An 18,356-nucleotide genomic window follows, 5' to 3' on the forward strand; every position below is an offset into this window, starting at 1 on the left:
AATGCCTATGAAAAGATTACTGATGCTGGCCGCAGCGGTGTTCGCCGCAGGCAGCGCAATGGCACAATTCGATCCGATGCAGCCGATACCGGCGGACAAGGAGGTCCGCACGGGCAGGCTCGACAACGGATTGACCTACTACATCCGGCACAACGAAAAGCCCAAGGGGCAGGCCGACTTCTACATCCTGCACAACGTGGGCGCCATCCAGGAGGAGGACGACCAGCAGGGTCTGGCCCACTTCCTCGAACACATGGCCTTCAACGGCACGAAGAACCTCCCCGGAAAACAGCTCATCGAGTACCTGGAGACCGTCGGCGTGAAATTCGGCTACAACCTCAACGCCGGCACGAGCTGGGACCAGACGGTTTACAACATTTCGGACGTCCCGACCTCGCGTCAGGGAATCATCGACTCGGCCATGCTGATCCTGCACGACTGGTCGCACTTCATCGCGCTCCGGCCCGAGGAGATCGACTCCGAGCGCGGCGTCATCATGGAGGAGCTGCGCACGCGCGACGGCGCTTCGTGGCGTTCGACGATGAAGCTGCTGCAAGCTTTGGGCAAGGGCACGCGCTACGAGCACCGCAACCTGATCGGTTACCTCGACGGACTGAAGAGCTTCGAGCACGACGCGCTGGAGCGCTTCTACAAGAAATGGTACCGCCCCGACTACCAGGCGATCGTCATCGTCGGCGATCTGGACGCCGAGGCCACGGAAGCCAGGCTCAAGTCGCTGATGGCCGACATTCCCGCCCCGGCGGCCGACGCCGCCCAGAAGGAGGTGATCGTCGTGCCCGACAACGAGGAGCCGATCGTCAGCATCTACACCGACCCCGAAATGCAGGGTTCGCGCGTGCAGCTCTTCATCAAGCGCCCGGCCATGCCGACGCAGATGAACGACAAGGTGGCCTGGGAAGTGGTCAATGTGATCGAATCCTTCCTGACGACCATGGAGAACGCCCGCCTGCAGGAGATCGCCATGCAGCCCGACGCACCGTTCCTCGGCGCCGGCATGGGCTCGGGCGACGTCATCGGCATCATCCCGACGCTCAACGCCACGGCCTTCACCGCCATGACGCAGGACGGCAAGCTGGCCGAAGGCTTCGAGGCCCTCTATACCGAGATGGAGAAGATCCGCCGCCACGGATTCACGCAGAGCGAGTTCGAGCGGGCGCAGGAGAACCTGATGCGCCAGGTGGAACGCACCTACGCCAACCGCAACGACCGCACCAACGAGCAGTTCGTGAACATCTATCTGGAGAACTACCGCAAGAACGAACCGATGCCGGACGCCGAGACCGAATGGAAGCTCGACAGCATGCTCATCAAGATGCTGAACGTCGAGACGGTGAACGCCTTCGCCAAGGAGACCATACAGCCGACGAACCAGGTGATCGTCATCACGGCTCCCGAGAAGGAGGGCATCGCGAACCCGACCGAGGAGGAGATTCTCGCCATCCGCGAGAAGGTGACCGCCTCGGAAATCGAAGCCTACGAGGACGACGTGGTGAAGGAGCCGCTGATCCCCGAAGGGACCCAGCTGAAGGGTTCGCCCGTGAAGAAGACCGTGGAGAACAAGGAGTACGGCGCGACGGTGTGGACGCTCGCCAACGGCACGCAGATCGTCGTGAAGCCCACGAAGTTCAAGGCCGACGAGGTGCGCATGAACGCGCAGTCGAAAGGCGGTCTGTCGATCCTGCCGGACGCCGAGTACTACATGGGCGAGATGATGCCCGCCGTAAGTTCGATGTCGGGCGTGGGCAAGTTCTCCGCTACGGAACTCCGCAAGCAGCTCTCGGGCAAATCGGCCACCGTACAACCTTCGGTGGGCGAATACGCCAGCGCGGTGAACGCCTCGTGCTCGCCCAAGGACATCGAGACGATGCTCCAGTTGGTTTACCTGAACTTCACGCAGCCGCGCTTCGACCGCAACGACTACGACAACCTGATGAAGATGCTCCGCACGCAGCTCGAGAACGCGAAGTCGAACCCCGACTTCCAGATGCAGGAGAAGGTCATCGACGTCCTCTACGGCCATAACCCGCGCCGCCAGGTGATCTCGACCGAACTGCTCGACGAATTCAGCTTCGAGGCGCTGCCCGCGATCTACAAGAAGCTCTATCCCGACGGCAACAGCTTCCGCTTCACGTTCGTCGGCAATATCGACCCCGAGACGCTCAAGCCGCTCGTGGAGAAATACATCGGCTCGATCCCCGCCTCGAAGAAGCCCATGACGTTCGCGGACGACAAGGCCTATCCGGTGAAGGGCGAAGTGACCGAGGATTTCAGCACCCCGATGCAGCAGCCGAAGGTTTCGGTCAATTACACCTTCACGGGCGACATGGACTACTCGCTCGAAAACAAGGCGGCCCTCTCGTTCCTCACGCAGGCGCTCAACTCGCGTTACCTGGTTTCGATCCGCGAGGAGAAGGGCGGCACGTACGGCGTGCAGGTTTACGGATCGACGGATTGGATTCCGCGCGAGACCTACACCATGACGATCGCCTTCGACACCAACGCCGAAATGGCCGACGAGCTGTGCGAAATCATCCTCAAGGAGCTGCGCACGATCGCCGAGGAGGGTCCGCTGACCGAGGACATCGAGAAACACCGCGAGTTCATGCTCAAGAACTGGAAGAACAGCCTCGACGAGAACGGCCCGTGGATGCAGTACCTGCAGGCCAAATACGGCTCGGGACTCGACTACCTCGCCGGACAGGAGCAGGCGATCCGCTCGCTCACCAATGCCGACGTGCAGACGCTGGCCAAAAAGATCCTCGACGACGGCAACATGGTGAAAGTCGTCATGCGCCCGGAAGCGAACGAAGATAAATAGAACAATTTTCCGAACCGAACGAAGAAGGCGGCCTCTGGGGAGGCCGCCTTCTTTGCGCGATCATCGCTACCTTTGTACGGCCAACAATTCGATACGATATGCAAAAAAGCATCCGGCTGGTTACCGGCCTCTATCTCAAATTCGCCCTGCTGACCGTCGTCGTCGGGCTGCTCCTGCGCATCGTCCTGCCGTTCAACGCACAGACGACCGACACGGGATTCGCATTCGGCGAATGGTGCGAAATCTTCCTCCTGGGCGCCGTGAACGACCTCTGCGCCGCGACCGTGGGATTCGCCTTCCTGTGGCTCTTCACGATGAGCATCTCGCGGACGAAATACACCCGTCCGTGGGGATATATCACGCTGGGCGTACTCACCGCAGCATTCTGCTACGTGGCGTTCTTCAATACGATCTTCGACGAATACGGCAGCGTCGCGCCCCAGATCGCAATGGGCGTACTGGGCTATTGGGCCGCCTCGTTCGCCCTGCGGCTCTTCCTGCCCGGAATCCGGAGCCACTGGACAACGGTATGGTTCGCGCTGATCGTCGTCCTCTGCGTGGGACTCACGATATTCAACGGCGTGAGCGAGTACTTCTTCTGGAACGAGTTCGGCGTACGCTACAACTTCATCGCCGTGGATTACCTGGTCTATACGAACGAAGTGGTGGGCAACATCATGGAGTCCTACCCCATCGTGCCGATGGCGCTGGGAATCGTGCTCGTGACGCTCGTGGTCACGTGGTATCTCTTCCGGCGCGACATCGTGCGCGCCGACAGCCTCACGGGCTGGAAATGGAAGGCCGCGGCAGGTCCCGCCTACCTCGCCGCGCTGGCGGCCGCCGTCGGGCTGCTCCACTTCAACACCCGTTTCCAGGACAGCCCGAACGTTTACGTGAACGAACTGCAAGCGAACGGGCTTTACAAGTTCTACGACGCCTTCGTCAAGAACAGCCTCGACTACGAACGGTTCTACCTCACGCGCCCCGAAGCCGAGGCCGAACGCTTCGTGCACGAGGTGTACGGCAGTACGGGCGAGAACCTGCGCCCCGTACGGGCCGAACGGGGGGGGGAAATCCGGCGCAATATCGTGCTCATCACGATCGAGAGCATGAGCGCCGCGTACATGGAGCGTTTCGGCAACGAACAGGGGCTGACCCCGACGCTCGATTCGCTCTATCGCACGGGCCTCGCCTTCAACCGTGTCTATGCCACGGGCAACCGCACCGTTCGCGGGCTGGAGGCCGTCACCCTCTCGCTCCCGCCCTGCCCCGGGCAGAGCATCATCAAGCGGCCGAACAACGGCGGCATGTACTCCACGGGAGCCGTGCTGCGCGACAAGGGCTACACGGTGAAGTATTTCTACGGAGGCAACAGCTATTTCGACAACATGGAGACCTTCTTCTCGGGCAACGGCTACGAGATCGTGGACCAGAAGGACTATGCCCCCGAGGAGATCACCTTCGCCAACATCTGGGGCGTATGTGACGAGGATGCCTACCGGAAGGTCATCCGCACGCTCAACGAGGACGCCGCCTCCGGGAAACCCTTCTTCGCCCACGTCATGACCGTCAGCAACCACCGTCCCTTCACCTACCCGGCCGGAAAGATACGCATACCGCACGATGCCAAATCGCGCGCCGGAGGCGTCATGTACACCGACTATGCGCTGGGGCGGTTCTTCGCCGAGGCATCGAAGCAGCCGTGGTTCGGCAACACGATCTTCCTCATCACGGCCGACCACTGCGCGTCGAGCGCAGGCCGCACGGAGATTCCGCTGGAGAAATACCACATTCCGGCCGTGATCCTCGCCCCGGGGCTCGTAGAGCCGTGCGAAGTGGACGGAATCGTCTCGCAAATCGACCTCATGCCCACGCTGTTCTCGCTGCTCAACATGAGCTACGACTCCCGGTTCTACGGTCGCAGCGTCTTCGACCCCGACTACACGAACCGCGCCTTCATCGCCACCTATCAGGACCTCGGATACCTCGAAGGCGACACCTTCACGATCCTGTCGCCCGTGCGCCGCGTCGAGCAGTACCGCGTGGTTCCCACGGAAAAAAATCCGCACAACCTCGAACCGGCCGCAACGACCGACGAGGAGCAGGTGAACCGCGCCATCGCCTATTACCAGACCTCGTGCAAGTGGCACAAGCGGTAGAACGGGCGGCGGCGCATAAGCCGCGCAGGCCAAGACGGGAACCGCGCGGAACCCGCACACTCCAAACAAGAATCGCGGAGCCTTTCGAAGGCTCCGCGATTCTTGTTTGGGCCTGCGACCGGCCCGCTATTCGTTCTCGTAGTCGTCGCCGCCGACCTTCACGGGCGGCTTCAGCGATTCGGCCGGGGTATTGGCCTGGATCCACTCCTCGGTGAGCAGCGAACTCTCGGGAAAGTCGAGGTCTTCGAGGCGGCTGACCGAAATCTGGTACTGCGCATAGTCGTTGGCCCCGCCCGTAAAATTGCTCCGCTGCGAGTAGATGCCGTAGATGCCCAGCACCGTGCCCGTCGTACCGTCCTTCGGGATCGGCTTCATGGCGAACTGCGAATAACCGCTCGTGCGCACCGTATAGATACCCGGATCGGAGGTGTACTCGGCCTCGTCGTTGTAGGAGATCATCACCGAACCGTAGAGACGGACGTTGTTCCGGTTGTAGGCCCAATAGTACCACGTACCGAACTGCGCGTCGCCCCAGTCGGTCACGATCCAGCTCGGATAGGGATTCTCGTAGGAGCCGTTCTTGATCGCGGAGGGCGATTGCTCCACCCCGTTGTCGTCCTTATACGTAACACCGGCATAGCGGACCTTTACATCCTTGAAACGCACCAGACGGCCGAGGTCGTCCTTGCCCAACTGCGTGTAGGTTTCGGGAGTGACTTCGAGGATATCCGACTCCTCGAGGGTCGTCTTTTCGCCGGCGAAGACGTTGAGCGACGCCACCTTCGGGTCGTCGAGGTTCGAATTGGCGTAGAACTTGTGCCGGCCGGCCGTGTTGTAACCGTCCGACGGCGCGCCGCCGATCGAAAGCATCATGCGGTAGTTGCCCAGATAGAGCCCGTCGAGGCGCACGTACACCCACTGGCTGATCATGTCCTCCAGATCGAGGTAGAAATCCATGAACAGGCCGCTGTAAAGCTTCAGCTCGATGGCGGCCGTGCCGTCGTAGATGTGGAGCGACTTGTAGATATTGCCCTGCCGGTCGCTGCTGATCACCTTGCCCTTGATGTAGAAGTTCGAGGCTTCGGGCCATTCGTACAACCCCTCGAAGTCCTTCTCGTCGGTCGTCTTCGTGCCGAACTTCAGCGTCCGGGTCGATGCGAAGTCGCTGTTCGTACCCGTACCCGACAAGCCCCCGCACTTGGATTCGAACATCTCCTTGACCTCTTTGATCGTCACATGCTCCAGTCCCAGCACCGTCATATCCTCGTCGGTAAAGAGTTTCTTGGGAGCCGGAGTGTCGAAGTCGTTGTAGCACCCCGCGGCAAGCACGCCGACCGCAAGAGCCAATAATATACGCAATCTTTTCATAAATCGTGATCTTTCTCGGTTAGAATCGGAAATAGACATTCAGATAGTAGTTCGTACCCAGCATGTAGAAATACTTCGAATCGAAACGGCTGTAACGCGTCTCGCCGTTGCTGGCGCGCACGCGGTTCATACGCATCTGCTCGTAACCGCCGGTATGGATATCCTGGTTGTTGAGAATGTTCTTCACCTCGAGGCTGAAGCCCAGCATGTAGTCGCGGCGGATATACCAGTTCTTGCCCACGCTGGCGCTCAGCGTATAAACACCGTCGAAACGCTCCTGCGCACGGATCGTCTTGATCGACCGCAGGGCCGACACCTGCTGTTCGGTGGTGGAGGTCGAGCTGGAAAGGATGTTCGTGTAGTATTCGATGGCCTTGGCCGTGCGGTACATGGGGTTCATCGAGAGGTAAAGGTCATCGTAGTAGTTGAAGTTCACCGAGGCGAACCAGTTCTGCGGACCGCGGTAGTCCAGTCCGACGTTCAGCGCCAGTTGCGGGGTGCTCTCCACGTGGTAGCCGTCCCACGACACCTTGTCGCGCAGCACGATCTTGTCCACGTTGTCCACCGTCTGCACGAAGTCGGGATTCGACGTATAGGTGTAGTCGCCCCAGCTCAGGGCGCCGACCACCGAAAGGCCGTTCCAGACGGGAACCGAGAGTCCCAGCTCGAGACCGTAGTGGCGCTTGTCGATGCCGCTCATGGCGAAGTTGGTGAACGAGCTGCGCGTGTCGTCGTAGAAGGAGATGACCTTGGACTGGTCCTCGAAGGTCGTATAGTATCCCGAAACGCGAGCCTTGACATACGGCAGATTGAGGTTGTAGGTCAGATCGACGCCGAAAATCTTTTCGGCCTTCAGGCCCGGCGTGGTGGTGTTGCGCGTGCGGGGCGAAACGAACGCCGTGGCGAACTTGGGAGCCTGCTGCATGACGGCGACGTTGGCCTCGAGCGAGTGGGCGCGCGAGAACTTGTAGCCGAAGTTGCCCTTGGCCGTATAGGTCAGGTAGTCGAGCGTCTTCGAATCGCCCTTCGAGTTGTTCGGGAAGAGCCCCTTGCGCCAAAGACCCTCGCGATACATCGAAGAGTAGCCCAGCTCGCCGGCCACGCTCATCGAGAAGCCGCCGGTGCGCCACGAATAGAGCGCCCAGGCATTGCCCTCGAACAGGTGCGCACGGTAGTTGTAGCTGAACTTGTCGCCTTCGCGGGCGATGCGGGCGTGGCCCGTGGCCTCGTAGTAGTCCAGATCGTTCTGGGCCGCCAGGGTGCTCGACATGTCGCGCTCGGCGAATTTGTCGATGTCGTACCAATAGTCGCCGCCCATCAGGTCCTTGATCTCGTCGTAATACCACGTCCGGTTGGCGCGCAGGTTCACGCCGCCCAGAATCCGCATGTCGTTACGCATCTCGTGCTGCACGCTGGCGGCGAAATTGTAGTCGATCTGGTCGGTATGACGCTCCTCGAGGATGTAGTTCGAGCGGTACTGCTTGCCGGCCAGCTCCTCCAGCCCGGGGATGTTCTTCAGCTCGGTGTCGATGTACTTGTTCTTCGAATAGAAGTCGTCGAAGTCGAGCATACCCGTCCACGCCATCGCGCGCTCGAGCGCCTTCTGCGTATCGAAATAGATCGTCTGGTCCGACGTCTCGCCCGGAATGACCTGTCCGAAGGCGTACGACGGCAGGTAGCGGTAGTAGTCGCCGCGCGGGTCGGGTCCTCCGTTCCATGTCAGTGCCGAATAACCGTTCTTGCCGAAGCGGAGCGACGTGGCGGCGTTCAGCCGCGTGCGCTCGGACATGTCCCACGTATAGGTCAGCATCACGATCGGCTCGTGCATGTCGCGCACGCGCGAGTTGCGGAGCTTGCCCGCCTGATAACCCACGTTGGGATTGTAGTAGTTGTTGCCGAACAGGGCGTAAGCCTCGTCGGTCGAGGCCTGCTGCGCACCGCGCTCCGTGGGCGAAGCCATGATCGTAAGGCCCAGCCGGTGATTGTCGCCGAAGAGCTTCTCGGCCGACGCGAAATAGGAATAGGCGTTATAGTAGATTCCGTCCACATAGCCGTTGCCGCCCTGACGCGTTCCGAACGAGAAGGCGTACGACCAGCCGTTGTCGAGCTGTCCGGATGCATAGGAGACCATCGCCCGGAAGCGGTAGAGCTGGTTGGCGTTCGACACGCTCACGCGGAATCCCTTGCGCATCTGCGAAGCGCGGGCGTTGATGTTGGTCATGCCGCCGATGCCGCCGATGCCGTAATCCATCATCTCCAGCCCCGTGACATTCTCCTGGTTGCGCGTCGCGTCATTCAGGCCGCTCCACAACGACCAGGGGCCGTAACCCGTCATGGCGTCGTTGAAACGGATGCCGTTGAGCATGATGTCCGAATACTGCGCATCGAGACCGCGGACGTTGAAACGCATCTCGCTGAAACGGTACGAGGCGATATTGCTGAACAGGTCCTTCGACGAGGAGAGCTTTCCGGGCAGCGCCTGCATGTCGGACACGGCGTCATCGTCCGACTCGGCGAAGACCGCTCCGTCCACGGTGGAGAACATGCCCGTCGGCACGATCACCACCGACTTGAGGTCGCGGACGAACTCGTCGCTCACGCGGACCATCACTTCGAGGTCCTCGAACTCGGGCGTCGAGAACTGCACCGTATAGTCGCCGGCAGGCAGGTTCTCGAAGAGAAATTCACCATCCCGGTTCGTCCGGGCGGTGAGGCCCAGCGATTCGATGGTCACCTCCACGTCGCTCAGCGCCGCGCGTCCGTTGCGCGAAACCACCTTGCCGCGGATGCCTCCCTCCTGCGCATAGGAGGAGGCGGTCACGGCCGCGAGCATCAGAAAAAGGAAAACTTTCAGTTTCATACACATATTTTAGGGTGTTATTTTGCAATGTAGATATAGGCCGGAAGGTGGTCGCTGAAACCGCCCTGGAAATTGTTGCCCACGAACGTCCGGAGCGGATAGCCCTTGTACTGCCCCTCCTTCTGGATCATGTAGGGACGGCGGAAGATGCCTCCGTAGAACTTCGTATCGCCGACGGGCCGGATCTTCAGCTCGCCGGTCGAACCCGTGGCCAGGTTGTCCGAAACGATGATGTTGTCGAACAGGTTCCAGTCGTCGCGGTAGGCCAGCGAACCGTATCCCGCCTTGAGCAGCGCAATGAAGGGGTTGAACATGTCGCCCGGACCGACCTCGCCGATCCGGCCCTTGGCACGGAGTCCCTCGACGATGCTCCGATCGGTGGCATCGTCGTTCAGGTCGCCCATCACGACCACCTTCGTGGCGGGATCGGCACGCTGCACCGAATCGACGATCGCGCGAACCTGCTCGGCGGCGGCCATGCGCTTGGATGCCGAAGCGGCCTGGCCGCCCAGACGCGAGGGCCAGTGGCTCACGAGGAAGAAGAACGGCTCATCCTCGATCGTGCCCCACATCGTCACGAAATCGCGCGTACGGAAATCGGGCATGTCGGGCATCCGGAACGGAATGGCTGCGCTGCCTTCGAGTTTGAAGACGTCGGGACGGTAGTAGAAACCCACGTCGATACCGCGGAGATCGGGCGAATCGTAGTGCACGATCCGGTAGTTGCCCTTCGAAAGCTTCGGGGTGGCGATCACGTCCTCCATCACCGAGCGGTTCTCGACCTCCGAAACGCCGATCACGATCGGGAAATCTCCGTCCGCGGAGGCGATGTCGAACAGCACGCGCTCCAGGTTGCCGATCTTCTTCGCGTACTTGTACGCGTTCCACTTCTTCGGCCCCTCGGGCGTGAACTCCGTGTCGTTCACACCCGGATCGTCGATCGTGTCGAACAGGTTCTCGAAGTTGTAGAAGACCACTTTGTAGGGCTTCTGCGCAAAGCCTGCCGCGATGAGCACGGCAAACAGACCTGTCAAAAGGATTTTCTTCATAAAGCTTGTCATTAAGATTTGTCGGAATTATAATCAGATCTAAAGGCCGGGCCAGTCGCCGGGATCGTAGCTGCCTTTCACCTCCCGGGCCACGTCGGGGTCGAGGTTGCGGAAGAACGTGAATCCCGTCAGCTTCTCGATCTCTTCGACCGTGCAGGCCGCTTCGCGGAGCGAGGTGGCGGCGCCGTCGCTGTCGTTCGTGAAGAGGAATCCGACGGCCTTCAGCTCGTCGGCCGAGAAGTCCGAAATCGGCCGGTTCTCGTTGCCACGCTGGCGCAGCATCACCTTCCAGCAATGCGACGGCACGGCGATCGGGCCGTTCCGGTTGTCGATCGTCTTGTCCGTGAGGAACTCCGTACCCGTCACCACGTAGAGCGTATCGTAATTGAGGTATTTACCGCCGGTCTTCTCCCGTTCCGGCCCCCAGTCGCGCTCCTTGCCTTCGAGCGTCGCCCAGATACCCTGGTTGAAACGGCTGCTCTGCGGCATCATATTGGTCGCGTAGAAGGTCATCGCATTGGTCGCCCGCGTATTGTAGCGCGTCGCCGAGGCCAGCATGTGCCCCCGGTCGTACCCGTAGGAACCGTAGCCCTTGAGAATATACTGCTGATCCTCACGGGGAATCTCGGGTAACTGGTCGTTGGGGTCGAAAGCCCAGTCGTTCGTCCGTTCGAAGGAGGGCGTCGTGTAACAGTAATGCACCGGATAGGCGACCCAGCGCGACACGTGTTTCGCACGGTCGTAGCAGATCGAATAGTTGCGTCTGTACCCGCCCGTGGCGTATTCGGTCGTGGCAAGCGTCGTGTAATAGGTTTTGTAGATGAAATCGGCATCCTCCCGGAGAACGGGCTGTTCGGCCCAGGAGCGCTCGTAGTCGTAAACGATCGTCGAACCGGCCGACCGCTGGGTCATTTCGAGCCGGACGGCGTATCCGTCGGAGAAGGTCATGTCGATCCGGGCCGTACGGTCCTCGTCCGTCCCGTTTTTCTGCAAGTAGATGAAGACGGGAGATCCCGCCTCGCCGCCCGTTTCCGTCAGCGGCTCGGTCAAAGCGAACGAACACCAGGCGGCATCCTCCTCCGCGGAAATCACGGCACGGAAAGTCACCCCGCGGGCGCCTTCGGTCGTAATGCTGTTCGTCGTAGTCGAATAGTTCACGGTCTCTGCCACGAGCATCGCACGGGACTCCCTGTCGGTCCCTTCGTCCTTGCCGTCGCATCCCGCGAACAGGATAAGCATACAGGCGGCAAACAGCCACATGCCTATCATTTTAATATTCAATGTCATCCGGAAAATTTCGCTATTTCAGCCTTCGCATCCAAAGAAACCAAACTCTTGGCGGGACCCTGCCCGCCAAGAGTGGTTTTCAAAAGTCGGTCTATCGAATTACTTGTTCTTCTTGAAGAAGCATACGCCCCATTTCAAGGTCGATTCGCTCTTGTAGGAACGAAGCAGATCATACGTTGCTCCGGCAGTACCGAGGTACACACCGTTGTTGGAGATCTTGATACCTTTCTCACCGTTATCCTCGAACAGCCATTCCGCACCATCGGGAGTATCTACCAGACCCATGCTACGGTTGGTTGCCTCCTTGAGGTTCTTCAGATACTTGCCGCCGGACTTGATATAGTAGGTATTGGTCTTACCCGAAACGGCTTCCACGGTAATGAAAGCAGCCGTACCTTTCTCCTTATCGCGATCGCTGAGATTGGGATTCAGCGTCAGTTGATTCGATTCATACTGATAGTTAACCGTCTCCAGATCCTTATTGCTCGATATAGTGCCTACCCAAATGTGATACGAATAGGGGGCATAGGTAATGGTATTATTGTTATTCTTGTACGACTCGAGCATACCTGCCATAAGTAACTCACCGGCGGTCAGATCGGCCAGCGACGAGATGAGCGTATAGCCGTCACCCGATACGGGAGCAGCCTGCTTCAGATCCACCGAAGCCAGCGTCTCGCTACCGACCTTGGCAACGAGCGTTGCCGTGTAGGCGGCATCTGTTTCGTTATTTCCGGCTGCATTTACGACAACATCCTTATCGGTATGGCTTACGACCGTAAACTTGTCGGCATTCGTGCCCACAATCTCAAAGGTAACCTCCGAAGCTGCAACATTAGCCACAACATAGGGAAGCGTCTGCTGCTGCGGATCCGTTGCGGCAAAAGGTTCCGGCTCCTTCGTGAACGTCACGGCCGGAGTCGTCGTATTCGCATCAATCTTACGAAGCAGGATGTTCAGTTTGGAGTTCGAAGTATCGTAACCGAGAGCAAAACCGGTGGCATCCACCACATCCCCGCTCTCGAGTCCCTCGAAATAGGAATCCAGACCGTAAGCGAACGCCACGGTCTTCACCGTCGTCAGTCCCAGAATTTCCAGCGTATAGGTATTGTAAGAAGCACCCTTCTCGATACCGAGGATACCCGAAACCTTCACGTACTTGTAAGCGGCCTTCGATTCGTCGGCCTTGATCTCCGAAGCGTATTTCTCGATGGCCTCGGCATCGAACGTCTCGGGCTCGGGCAGAGCGAGCGAAGAATCGCCGCCCGTCGTCACCTCGAAATTCGAGAACTGGTAGAGACCGTAGCGCAGGGCGCTCTCACCCTTCACGGTAGCGGTCTTACCGACAGCGCCGATATAGGGATTGGCGGTCTGATCCTGCCAGTTGTTCTCGAAAGCGAGCACATAATTGACCGTCCCGGAGTTCTCCTGCGCGAACATGACGGCCTTCTGGTGAACACCGACGATGGTCGCATCTTCGATCTCGTAGTTGCCCTCTCCGAGCTGGTCGATCGTCGTCTTGGTATATTCCGTGGAGACGGTGAACAAGTCCTCGGTCATACCCTCCAAATCCGAAGCATTGCGGGGCGAAATATTGCCTGCCCCCTGATTGATCGACACACAGCCCTTGATGTAACCGGCCTTCGCGGGAATCTCGATGGAATTGGCCCACGATGAGGAATAACTGTTGAACGACAACTGGAAAGTCGAACCGTTCTTCGTCTCGAAGGTCTGGTTCGCATAACCCGACGATACGTTGTAATACATCTCGCCGCGGATCGACTCGATCGGCTGCGAATAGACCTTCACATACTGCGACTGGTAGTCGATCAGTTTCGCAGGATCGGAAACCTCGATCGCCTCGGGCGTATTGTCGGAAGCGTCGAGAATCTCGATATCAGGATCGGCTTCGAACTGCACCTGATAGGTGTCATAATATGACTTCGAGAAACCGCCCTTCAGATCGAACGAAACGATCGAACCGCGGGTCAGGTGATAGTCCGTATCCTTATCGCCCACATATCCCTTGAAACGAATCATCAGACCGGCCCCCGGCTCGGCGGTGTCGTCCGTCAGCATGATCTGGTGATTGTTGATATTGTTGCCCACATAATCGGATACGACAATACCGGTAATCACCATCGACTCGGTGATCTCCTTTGCATTGGCCGTTCCACTCGCGTTGTCCACCGGGAAATCCAGTCGATCGCGGATCTCCTTGACGTTGGTTTCAACCGTCGTCGTACCGCCCTCGTTCTGCTTGACGGTGATCGAAGCCTTCTTCGTTACGGGAATGCCCTCGACATAACCCGTGGCGGTCAGCGTGATCGAAGCCTGGCGCTCGGTCTCGGCCGCGGCGAGCGTGAACGAAAGCTGCGTCGTACCCGTCTTGCCCGACAAGGCGCTCGGCGTGCACCATGTCTGGTCGTCCGCCTTGTCGAAGGACAGGGTCCAGTCACCCTTCGAAACGACCTCGACGGACTGCTCGATCTTACCTCCGGCGAGCGACCCTGCAATAGTGGCCGACCCCCCCCCATCGACGGTGATCTCGGGAATACCCTCGTAACCGCCGTCATTCGTGTCGTCGTCCGAGCATGCGGAGAAGGCGGCAACCGCCATCGCCGAGCAGAACAACGTTTTCCAGAAACTCATCTTTCTCATAGGGCTTAAAATTAAGTTAAAAAAGCATGTCGTATTACGCATATAGCTATCAAATCGTTACATAACAGCGATATTCAGTCGTAAAGTTAAAGTTAATTTCCGAATCCGCAATATCCGTAACACAAAATTCACACCGAACCGGCAAAATAGCGGAGACAAAAGCCCGGAGCACGCCCCAAAGGCATGATCCGGGCTCGGAAACGGTGCGGGTCAGCGAATCCGGTCGGCGGAACGCACGAGCAGTTCGTCGTGGAAAATCGCACGTGCGGCCAGAAAGGCGAAGAGCAGAGCCACCAGCGGCAGGGCGATCGCGGGCTTGAAGCCCTGCGTGTGGAACGCCATGCCGGCGAAAAGACGGCCGCTCAGAAAATAATAGACGCCCTCCATCACGACCGCCCCCGCGAGCAGCACCATCTCCGCCACGCAGAGGCGGATTTGCAGCAGGCGGCGGCGGTAGAGAAAGATCGTCACGAGCGGCAGCGCGGCGGCGAGCGCCAGCAGGATGCCCAGATAGAGGGTCGGCTGCGCGAGCGTACCGTCGGCGCTCCGCAACGAAAAGGCGTACAGCCCGTATTCGCCGGCCTGGCCGGCGAACCACGCCAGCGGCGCGAAAAGCATGACGGCGACCAGGGCCGTCACGATCAGCAGATAGAGTGTTTGAATGCGTTGTATCATTTAATCCAGCGTTTTGTCGATCAGGTATTTGTTGCGGTCCGAAGAACCGCGGTTGATCAGCTCCCCGAGGAATCCGGCCAGGAAAAGCTGCACGCCGAGAATCACGGCGAGGATGGCCAGATAGAAGAGCGGCTGCTCGGTCACGGGGCGCAGCGGCAGCGCGTGGGCCTGCTTCCAGAGCTTCCCGACGATGATCCACACCGTCGTTCCCCCGCCCAGCAGGAACATCAGCGTCCCCAGCCCGCCGAAGAAATACATGGGCGAGCGGCCGAAATGGGACATGAAAAGGACCGTGATCAGGTCGAGGTAGCCCTTCACCATGCGCTCCATGCCGAATTTCGAACGGCCGTACTTGCGCGCATGGTGATCGACGACCTTCTCGCCGATATGCCGGAACCCCGCCTGCCGGGCGAGCACCGGAATGAAGCGGTGCATCTCGCCGTAAACCTCGATCGACTTGACGACCTTCGACCGGTAGGCCTTCAGGCCGCAGTTGAAGTCGTGGAGGCGGATACCCGTGGCGGCGCGGGCCGTCCAGTTGAAGAACTTGCTGGGCCATCGCTTGCCCACGGGGTCGTGGCGTTTCCTTTTCCAGCCCGACACCAGGTCGTAACCCTCCTCGAGGATCATGCGGCGCAGTTCGGGAATCTCGTCGGGCGAATCCTGGAGGTCGGCGTCCATCGTCACGACCACCTCCCCCGCCGCCGCCGCGAATCCGCAGTAGAGCGCCGCGGACTTGCCGTAGTTGCGGGCGAAGCGAATGCCCCGAAGCGCCGGATAGCGCGTCTTGAGCCGCTCGACCTCCTCCCACGAAGCGTCCGACGAACCGTCGTCCACGAGAATCGCCTCGTAGGACAGTCCGTGCCCTTCCGCCACGCGATCGATCCACGCGACCAGTTCGGGCAGCGACTCCGCCTCGTTGTAAAGCGGCACGACGACCGATATGTCGGGCCTACTCATCCGACGAATCCTTACGTTCCGCGGAATCCTCCGCATGCTTCACCCAGACGACGTCCCGCTTGGTGAAGGCCGAGACGAACAGTCCGAAGAAGCAGCCCTGCACGACGGCGCCCAGCACCGAGAGCACGACCACCCAGATCGGCGAGAAGAACATCGTCCGCGCCATCGAGACGGCCATTTCGAGCTGCGCCTCGCTGTAAAGCGACGCCATCGCCTTCAGACTCTCGCCGAGCAGCGTCTCGTAGCGCGATGCGAAAAGAACGTTGCGCGCGACGATCTCCCACGCGCCGATCAGCACGCCCGAGAAGCACATCATCCAGAAGATGTATTTCATGCACTGCCCGTAACCGTAACCGTTCTCCCCGCGGCCGTAGAGCAGCACGCGGCGTTTGGTGAAGAAAAAGAGCAGCACGACGAACACCGCCACCGACACGAGCGACAGCAGCGACGAACGCCAGAAAAGCCCCGCCGTCGTGAAGACGATCTGCACCAGCGCCATGACCGCGCCCCACTTGGCGGCATCGTTCCAGAAATTTGTCTTTTCCATGTTATACCGTTTGATTTCGATTGCCCTACCGTAATTCGCCCCGCCCCTCGCGCAGCACCTCGGGTTCCCCGCCCGTGAGGTCCACCACCGTCGTAGGCACGCAGTCGCCCGTCCCGCCGTCGATCACCAGCGACACCTCGCGGCCGTAACGCTCGTGGATGAGTTCGGGATCGGTCGTGTACTCCGCCTCGCCGTCCTCGCGGACCGAGGCGGTGACGAGCGGACAGCCCAGCGCCGAGACGACCGCCCGCGCCACGGCATTGGCCGGAATGCGGACGCCGATGGTCTGCCGCCGCTCGAGGGCCTTGTCCGGCACGCGCGACGAAGCCGCGAGGACGAAGGTGAAAGGGCCCGGCAGGTTGCGTTTGAGCGTGCGGAAGGCAGCGTTGTCCACGCGGCAGTACTCCGCGATCTGCGCGATGCTCCCGAAGACCACGGCCAGCTCGCCGCTGCTCTTTCCGCGGATGCGGCGCAGACGGTCGATGGCCCGGGGCGAACGGAGCGAACAGCCGAAGGCATAGACGCTGTCGGTGGGATAGATGACGATTCCGTCCCGCTCGAGCACGTCCACGACCCGCTGCAACTCCTTCTCCGAAGGGTTCCGTTCGTATATCTTCGTAAGCATAGGGGAACAAAGATAGGCAAAATATCGGAAATACGCACGATTCGGCGGCGTTTTCTCTCCGCAGTGCCGGCCCGGATGCGGGATTCAGGCCCGCTCCGGATGCGGAGGCCGGGTAACGGGAGGAACGGGCCGGGCCGCAGGACGGACGGAACAGAACGGCCCCCAACGATATGGGACGGGCCCCCGGGAGAGACGGCGAATGCCGCCGCGGCCGGAGGGAGCGCCGGGAAAAATCCGGCAAAGGACCGGAGGGGTTTCCGCGGAGCTACCGGATCTTCCGGCGGTTCAGCTCGGCGCTGTAGGCCCGGGCATTGGCATTGTGCTCGCGGAGCGTCCGGGCGAAGTTGTGGTAGCCGTCGAACGCGGGCCGTGCGCAGAAAAACAGGTAGTCGTGCTCCTCGAAATTCAGCACGGCGTCGATCGCGTTCTTGCCGGGCATGCAGATCGGGGAAGGCGGCAGCCCCTTATTGACATACGTATTGTAGGGCGACGGATACTTCAGATGGCGGTAGAGAATCCGGCGCAGGCCGAAATCCCGCATGGCATACTTCACCGTCGGGTCGGCCTGCAAGGGAATGCCCCGGCGCAGGCGGTTGATATAGACCCCGGCGATGCGGGGCATCTCGTCCGTCTTGCGCGTCTCCTCATAGACGATCGAGGCGAGGGTCATCACCTCGAGCCGCGACAGGCCGCTGCGCGCCCGCAGGGCATCGCGCTCCGGAGTCCAGAAACGGTCGTATTCGCGTTTCATGCGGCGCACGAACTCCTCGGGCGAGACGGTCCACCAGACCTCGTACGTGTCGGGAATGAACATGGAAAAGAGCGTCAGGGTGTCGAAGCCGACCTCGGCGGCCAGCTCCTTCGACGCGAGCGCCCGCATGATCGCCGCGGAATCGGCGTCGATCTGCCGCGCGAGTTTCCGGGCCAACTGTTCCGGAGTGCGCACGTTATTGACCGCGATGCGCACGGGCGTCTGCAACCCCAATTTGAGCATCCGCGCCACCTCGACGACACTCATGCCGGGACGCAGCACATAGTGCCCGGGACGGAAGGCATTCTCGAGATCGAGCCGCCGGGCGTAACGGCGGAAGGCCGCCCGGTGTCTGAGACGGGGCATCAGCGAATCGGTCAGCTCCCCGTACGTGGCGCACGACCCGACGAAGAGTTCGCACTCCTCCGTCACGGCATTGCCCCGGAACTGCGACCATCCCACGCCGAAGGCCGCCGCTCCCAGAACGAACAGCGCCGCAGCGAGCCAAAACAAAGTTTTTTTGCGCATCTCGGAAAAAATTTTTGCAAAGATACAAAAAATTCCTACTTTTGCAG

12 protein-coding genes are annotated in these 18,356 nt (G+C 60.2%); 2 read left to right on the forward strand and 10 right to left on the reverse strand.

All coding sequences use genetic code 11. From position 1 onward, the window contains the following. Nucleotides 1-22 precede the first annotated feature (22 nt). A complete protein-coding gene (locus FME97_RS01285) occupies nt 23-2,839 on the forward strand; it encodes a M16 family metallopeptidase (protein ID WP_141429910.1) in 2,817 nt (938 codons plus the stop codon). 98 nt (nt 2,840-2,937) lie between these two features. Beyond that, nucleotides 2,938-4,998 (forward strand): LTA synthase family protein, encoded by a 2,061-nt coding sequence (locus FME97_RS01290; RefSeq protein WP_141427504.1) that lies wholly within the window; start codon nt 2,938-2,940, stop codon nt 4,996-4,998. A 126-nt stretch (nt 4,999-5,124) separates the two neighbouring features. Here the strand turns inward: FME97_RS01290 and FME97_RS01295 are convergent, their stop codons facing one another. From FME97_RS01295 to mltG, 10 genes are all read right to left on the reverse strand, one after another. Beyond that, a complete protein-coding gene (locus FME97_RS01295) occupies nt 5,125-6,366 on the reverse strand; it encodes a DUF5689 domain-containing protein (RefSeq protein WP_141427506.1) in 1,242 nt (413 codons plus the stop codon). 19 nt (nt 6,367-6,385) lie between these two features. Further along, complete coding sequence (locus tag FME97_RS01300) at nt 6,386-9,226, reverse strand: carboxypeptidase-like regulatory domain-containing protein (protein WP_179954820.1); 2,841 nt, start codon at nt 9,224-9,226, stop codon at nt 6,386-6,388. 17 nt (nt 9,227-9,243) lie between these two features. Continuing rightward, nucleotides 9,244-10,275, reverse strand: coding sequence for an endonuclease/exonuclease/phosphatase family protein (locus FME97_RS01305; RefSeq protein WP_141427508.1), 1,032 nt, complete (start codon nt 10,273-10,275; stop codon nt 9,244-9,246). Between the two features lie 39 nt (nt 10,276-10,314). Further along, the gene (locus tag FME97_RS01310) at nt 10,315-11,562 is read right to left on the reverse strand and encodes a DNA/RNA non-specific endonuclease (RefSeq protein WP_141427510.1); all 1,248 of its coding nucleotides are present in this window, start codon (nt 11,560-11,562) and stop codon (nt 10,315-10,317) included. Nucleotides 11,563-11,661: 99 nt separating this feature from the next. Further along, nucleotides 11,662-14,223, reverse strand: a complete 2,562-nt coding sequence (locus FME97_RS01315; RefSeq protein WP_162502041.1) for a DUF5689 domain-containing protein — start codon at nt 14,221-14,223, stop codon at nt 11,662-11,664. A 210-nt stretch (nt 14,224-14,433) separates the two neighbouring features. Continuing rightward, the gene (locus FME97_RS01320; protein ID WP_141427514.1) at nt 14,434-14,898 is read right to left on the reverse strand and encodes a DUF4293 domain-containing protein; all 465 of its coding nucleotides are present in this window, start codon (nt 14,896-14,898) and stop codon (nt 14,434-14,436) included. Next, entirely contained in the window at nt 14,899-15,858 is a 960-nt protein-coding gene (locus FME97_RS01325) for a glycosyltransferase family 2 protein (protein ID WP_141427516.1), read from the reverse strand. Beyond that, a complete protein-coding gene (locus tag FME97_RS01330) occupies nt 15,851-16,405 on the reverse strand; it encodes a DUF4199 domain-containing protein (protein WP_141427518.1) in 555 nt (184 codons plus the stop codon). Before FME97_RS01330 ends, FME97_RS01325 begins: the two co-directional genes overlap by 8 nt. A 25-nt stretch (nt 16,406-16,430) precedes the next feature. Continuing rightward, nucleotides 16,431-17,030 carry an L-threonylcarbamoyladenylate synthase gene (locus FME97_RS01335; protein ID WP_141427520.1) on the reverse strand — a complete coding sequence of 200 codons (600 nt, stop codon included), beginning with the start codon at nt 17,028-17,030 and terminating at the stop codon, nt 16,431-16,433. A 265-nt stretch (nt 17,031-17,295) separates the two neighbouring features. Continuing rightward, nucleotides 17,296-18,309 (reverse strand): endolytic transglycosylase MltG, encoded by a 1,014-nt coding sequence (gene mltG, locus FME97_RS01340; RefSeq protein WP_141427522.1) that lies wholly within the window; start codon nt 18,307-18,309, stop codon nt 17,296-17,298. Nucleotides 18,310-18,356 lie beyond the last annotated feature (47 nt).

It is taken from the genome of Alistipes dispar (assembly GCF_006542685.1).
Lineage (GTDB): Bacteria > Bacteroidota > Bacteroidia > Bacteroidales > Rikenellaceae > Alistipes > Alistipes dispar.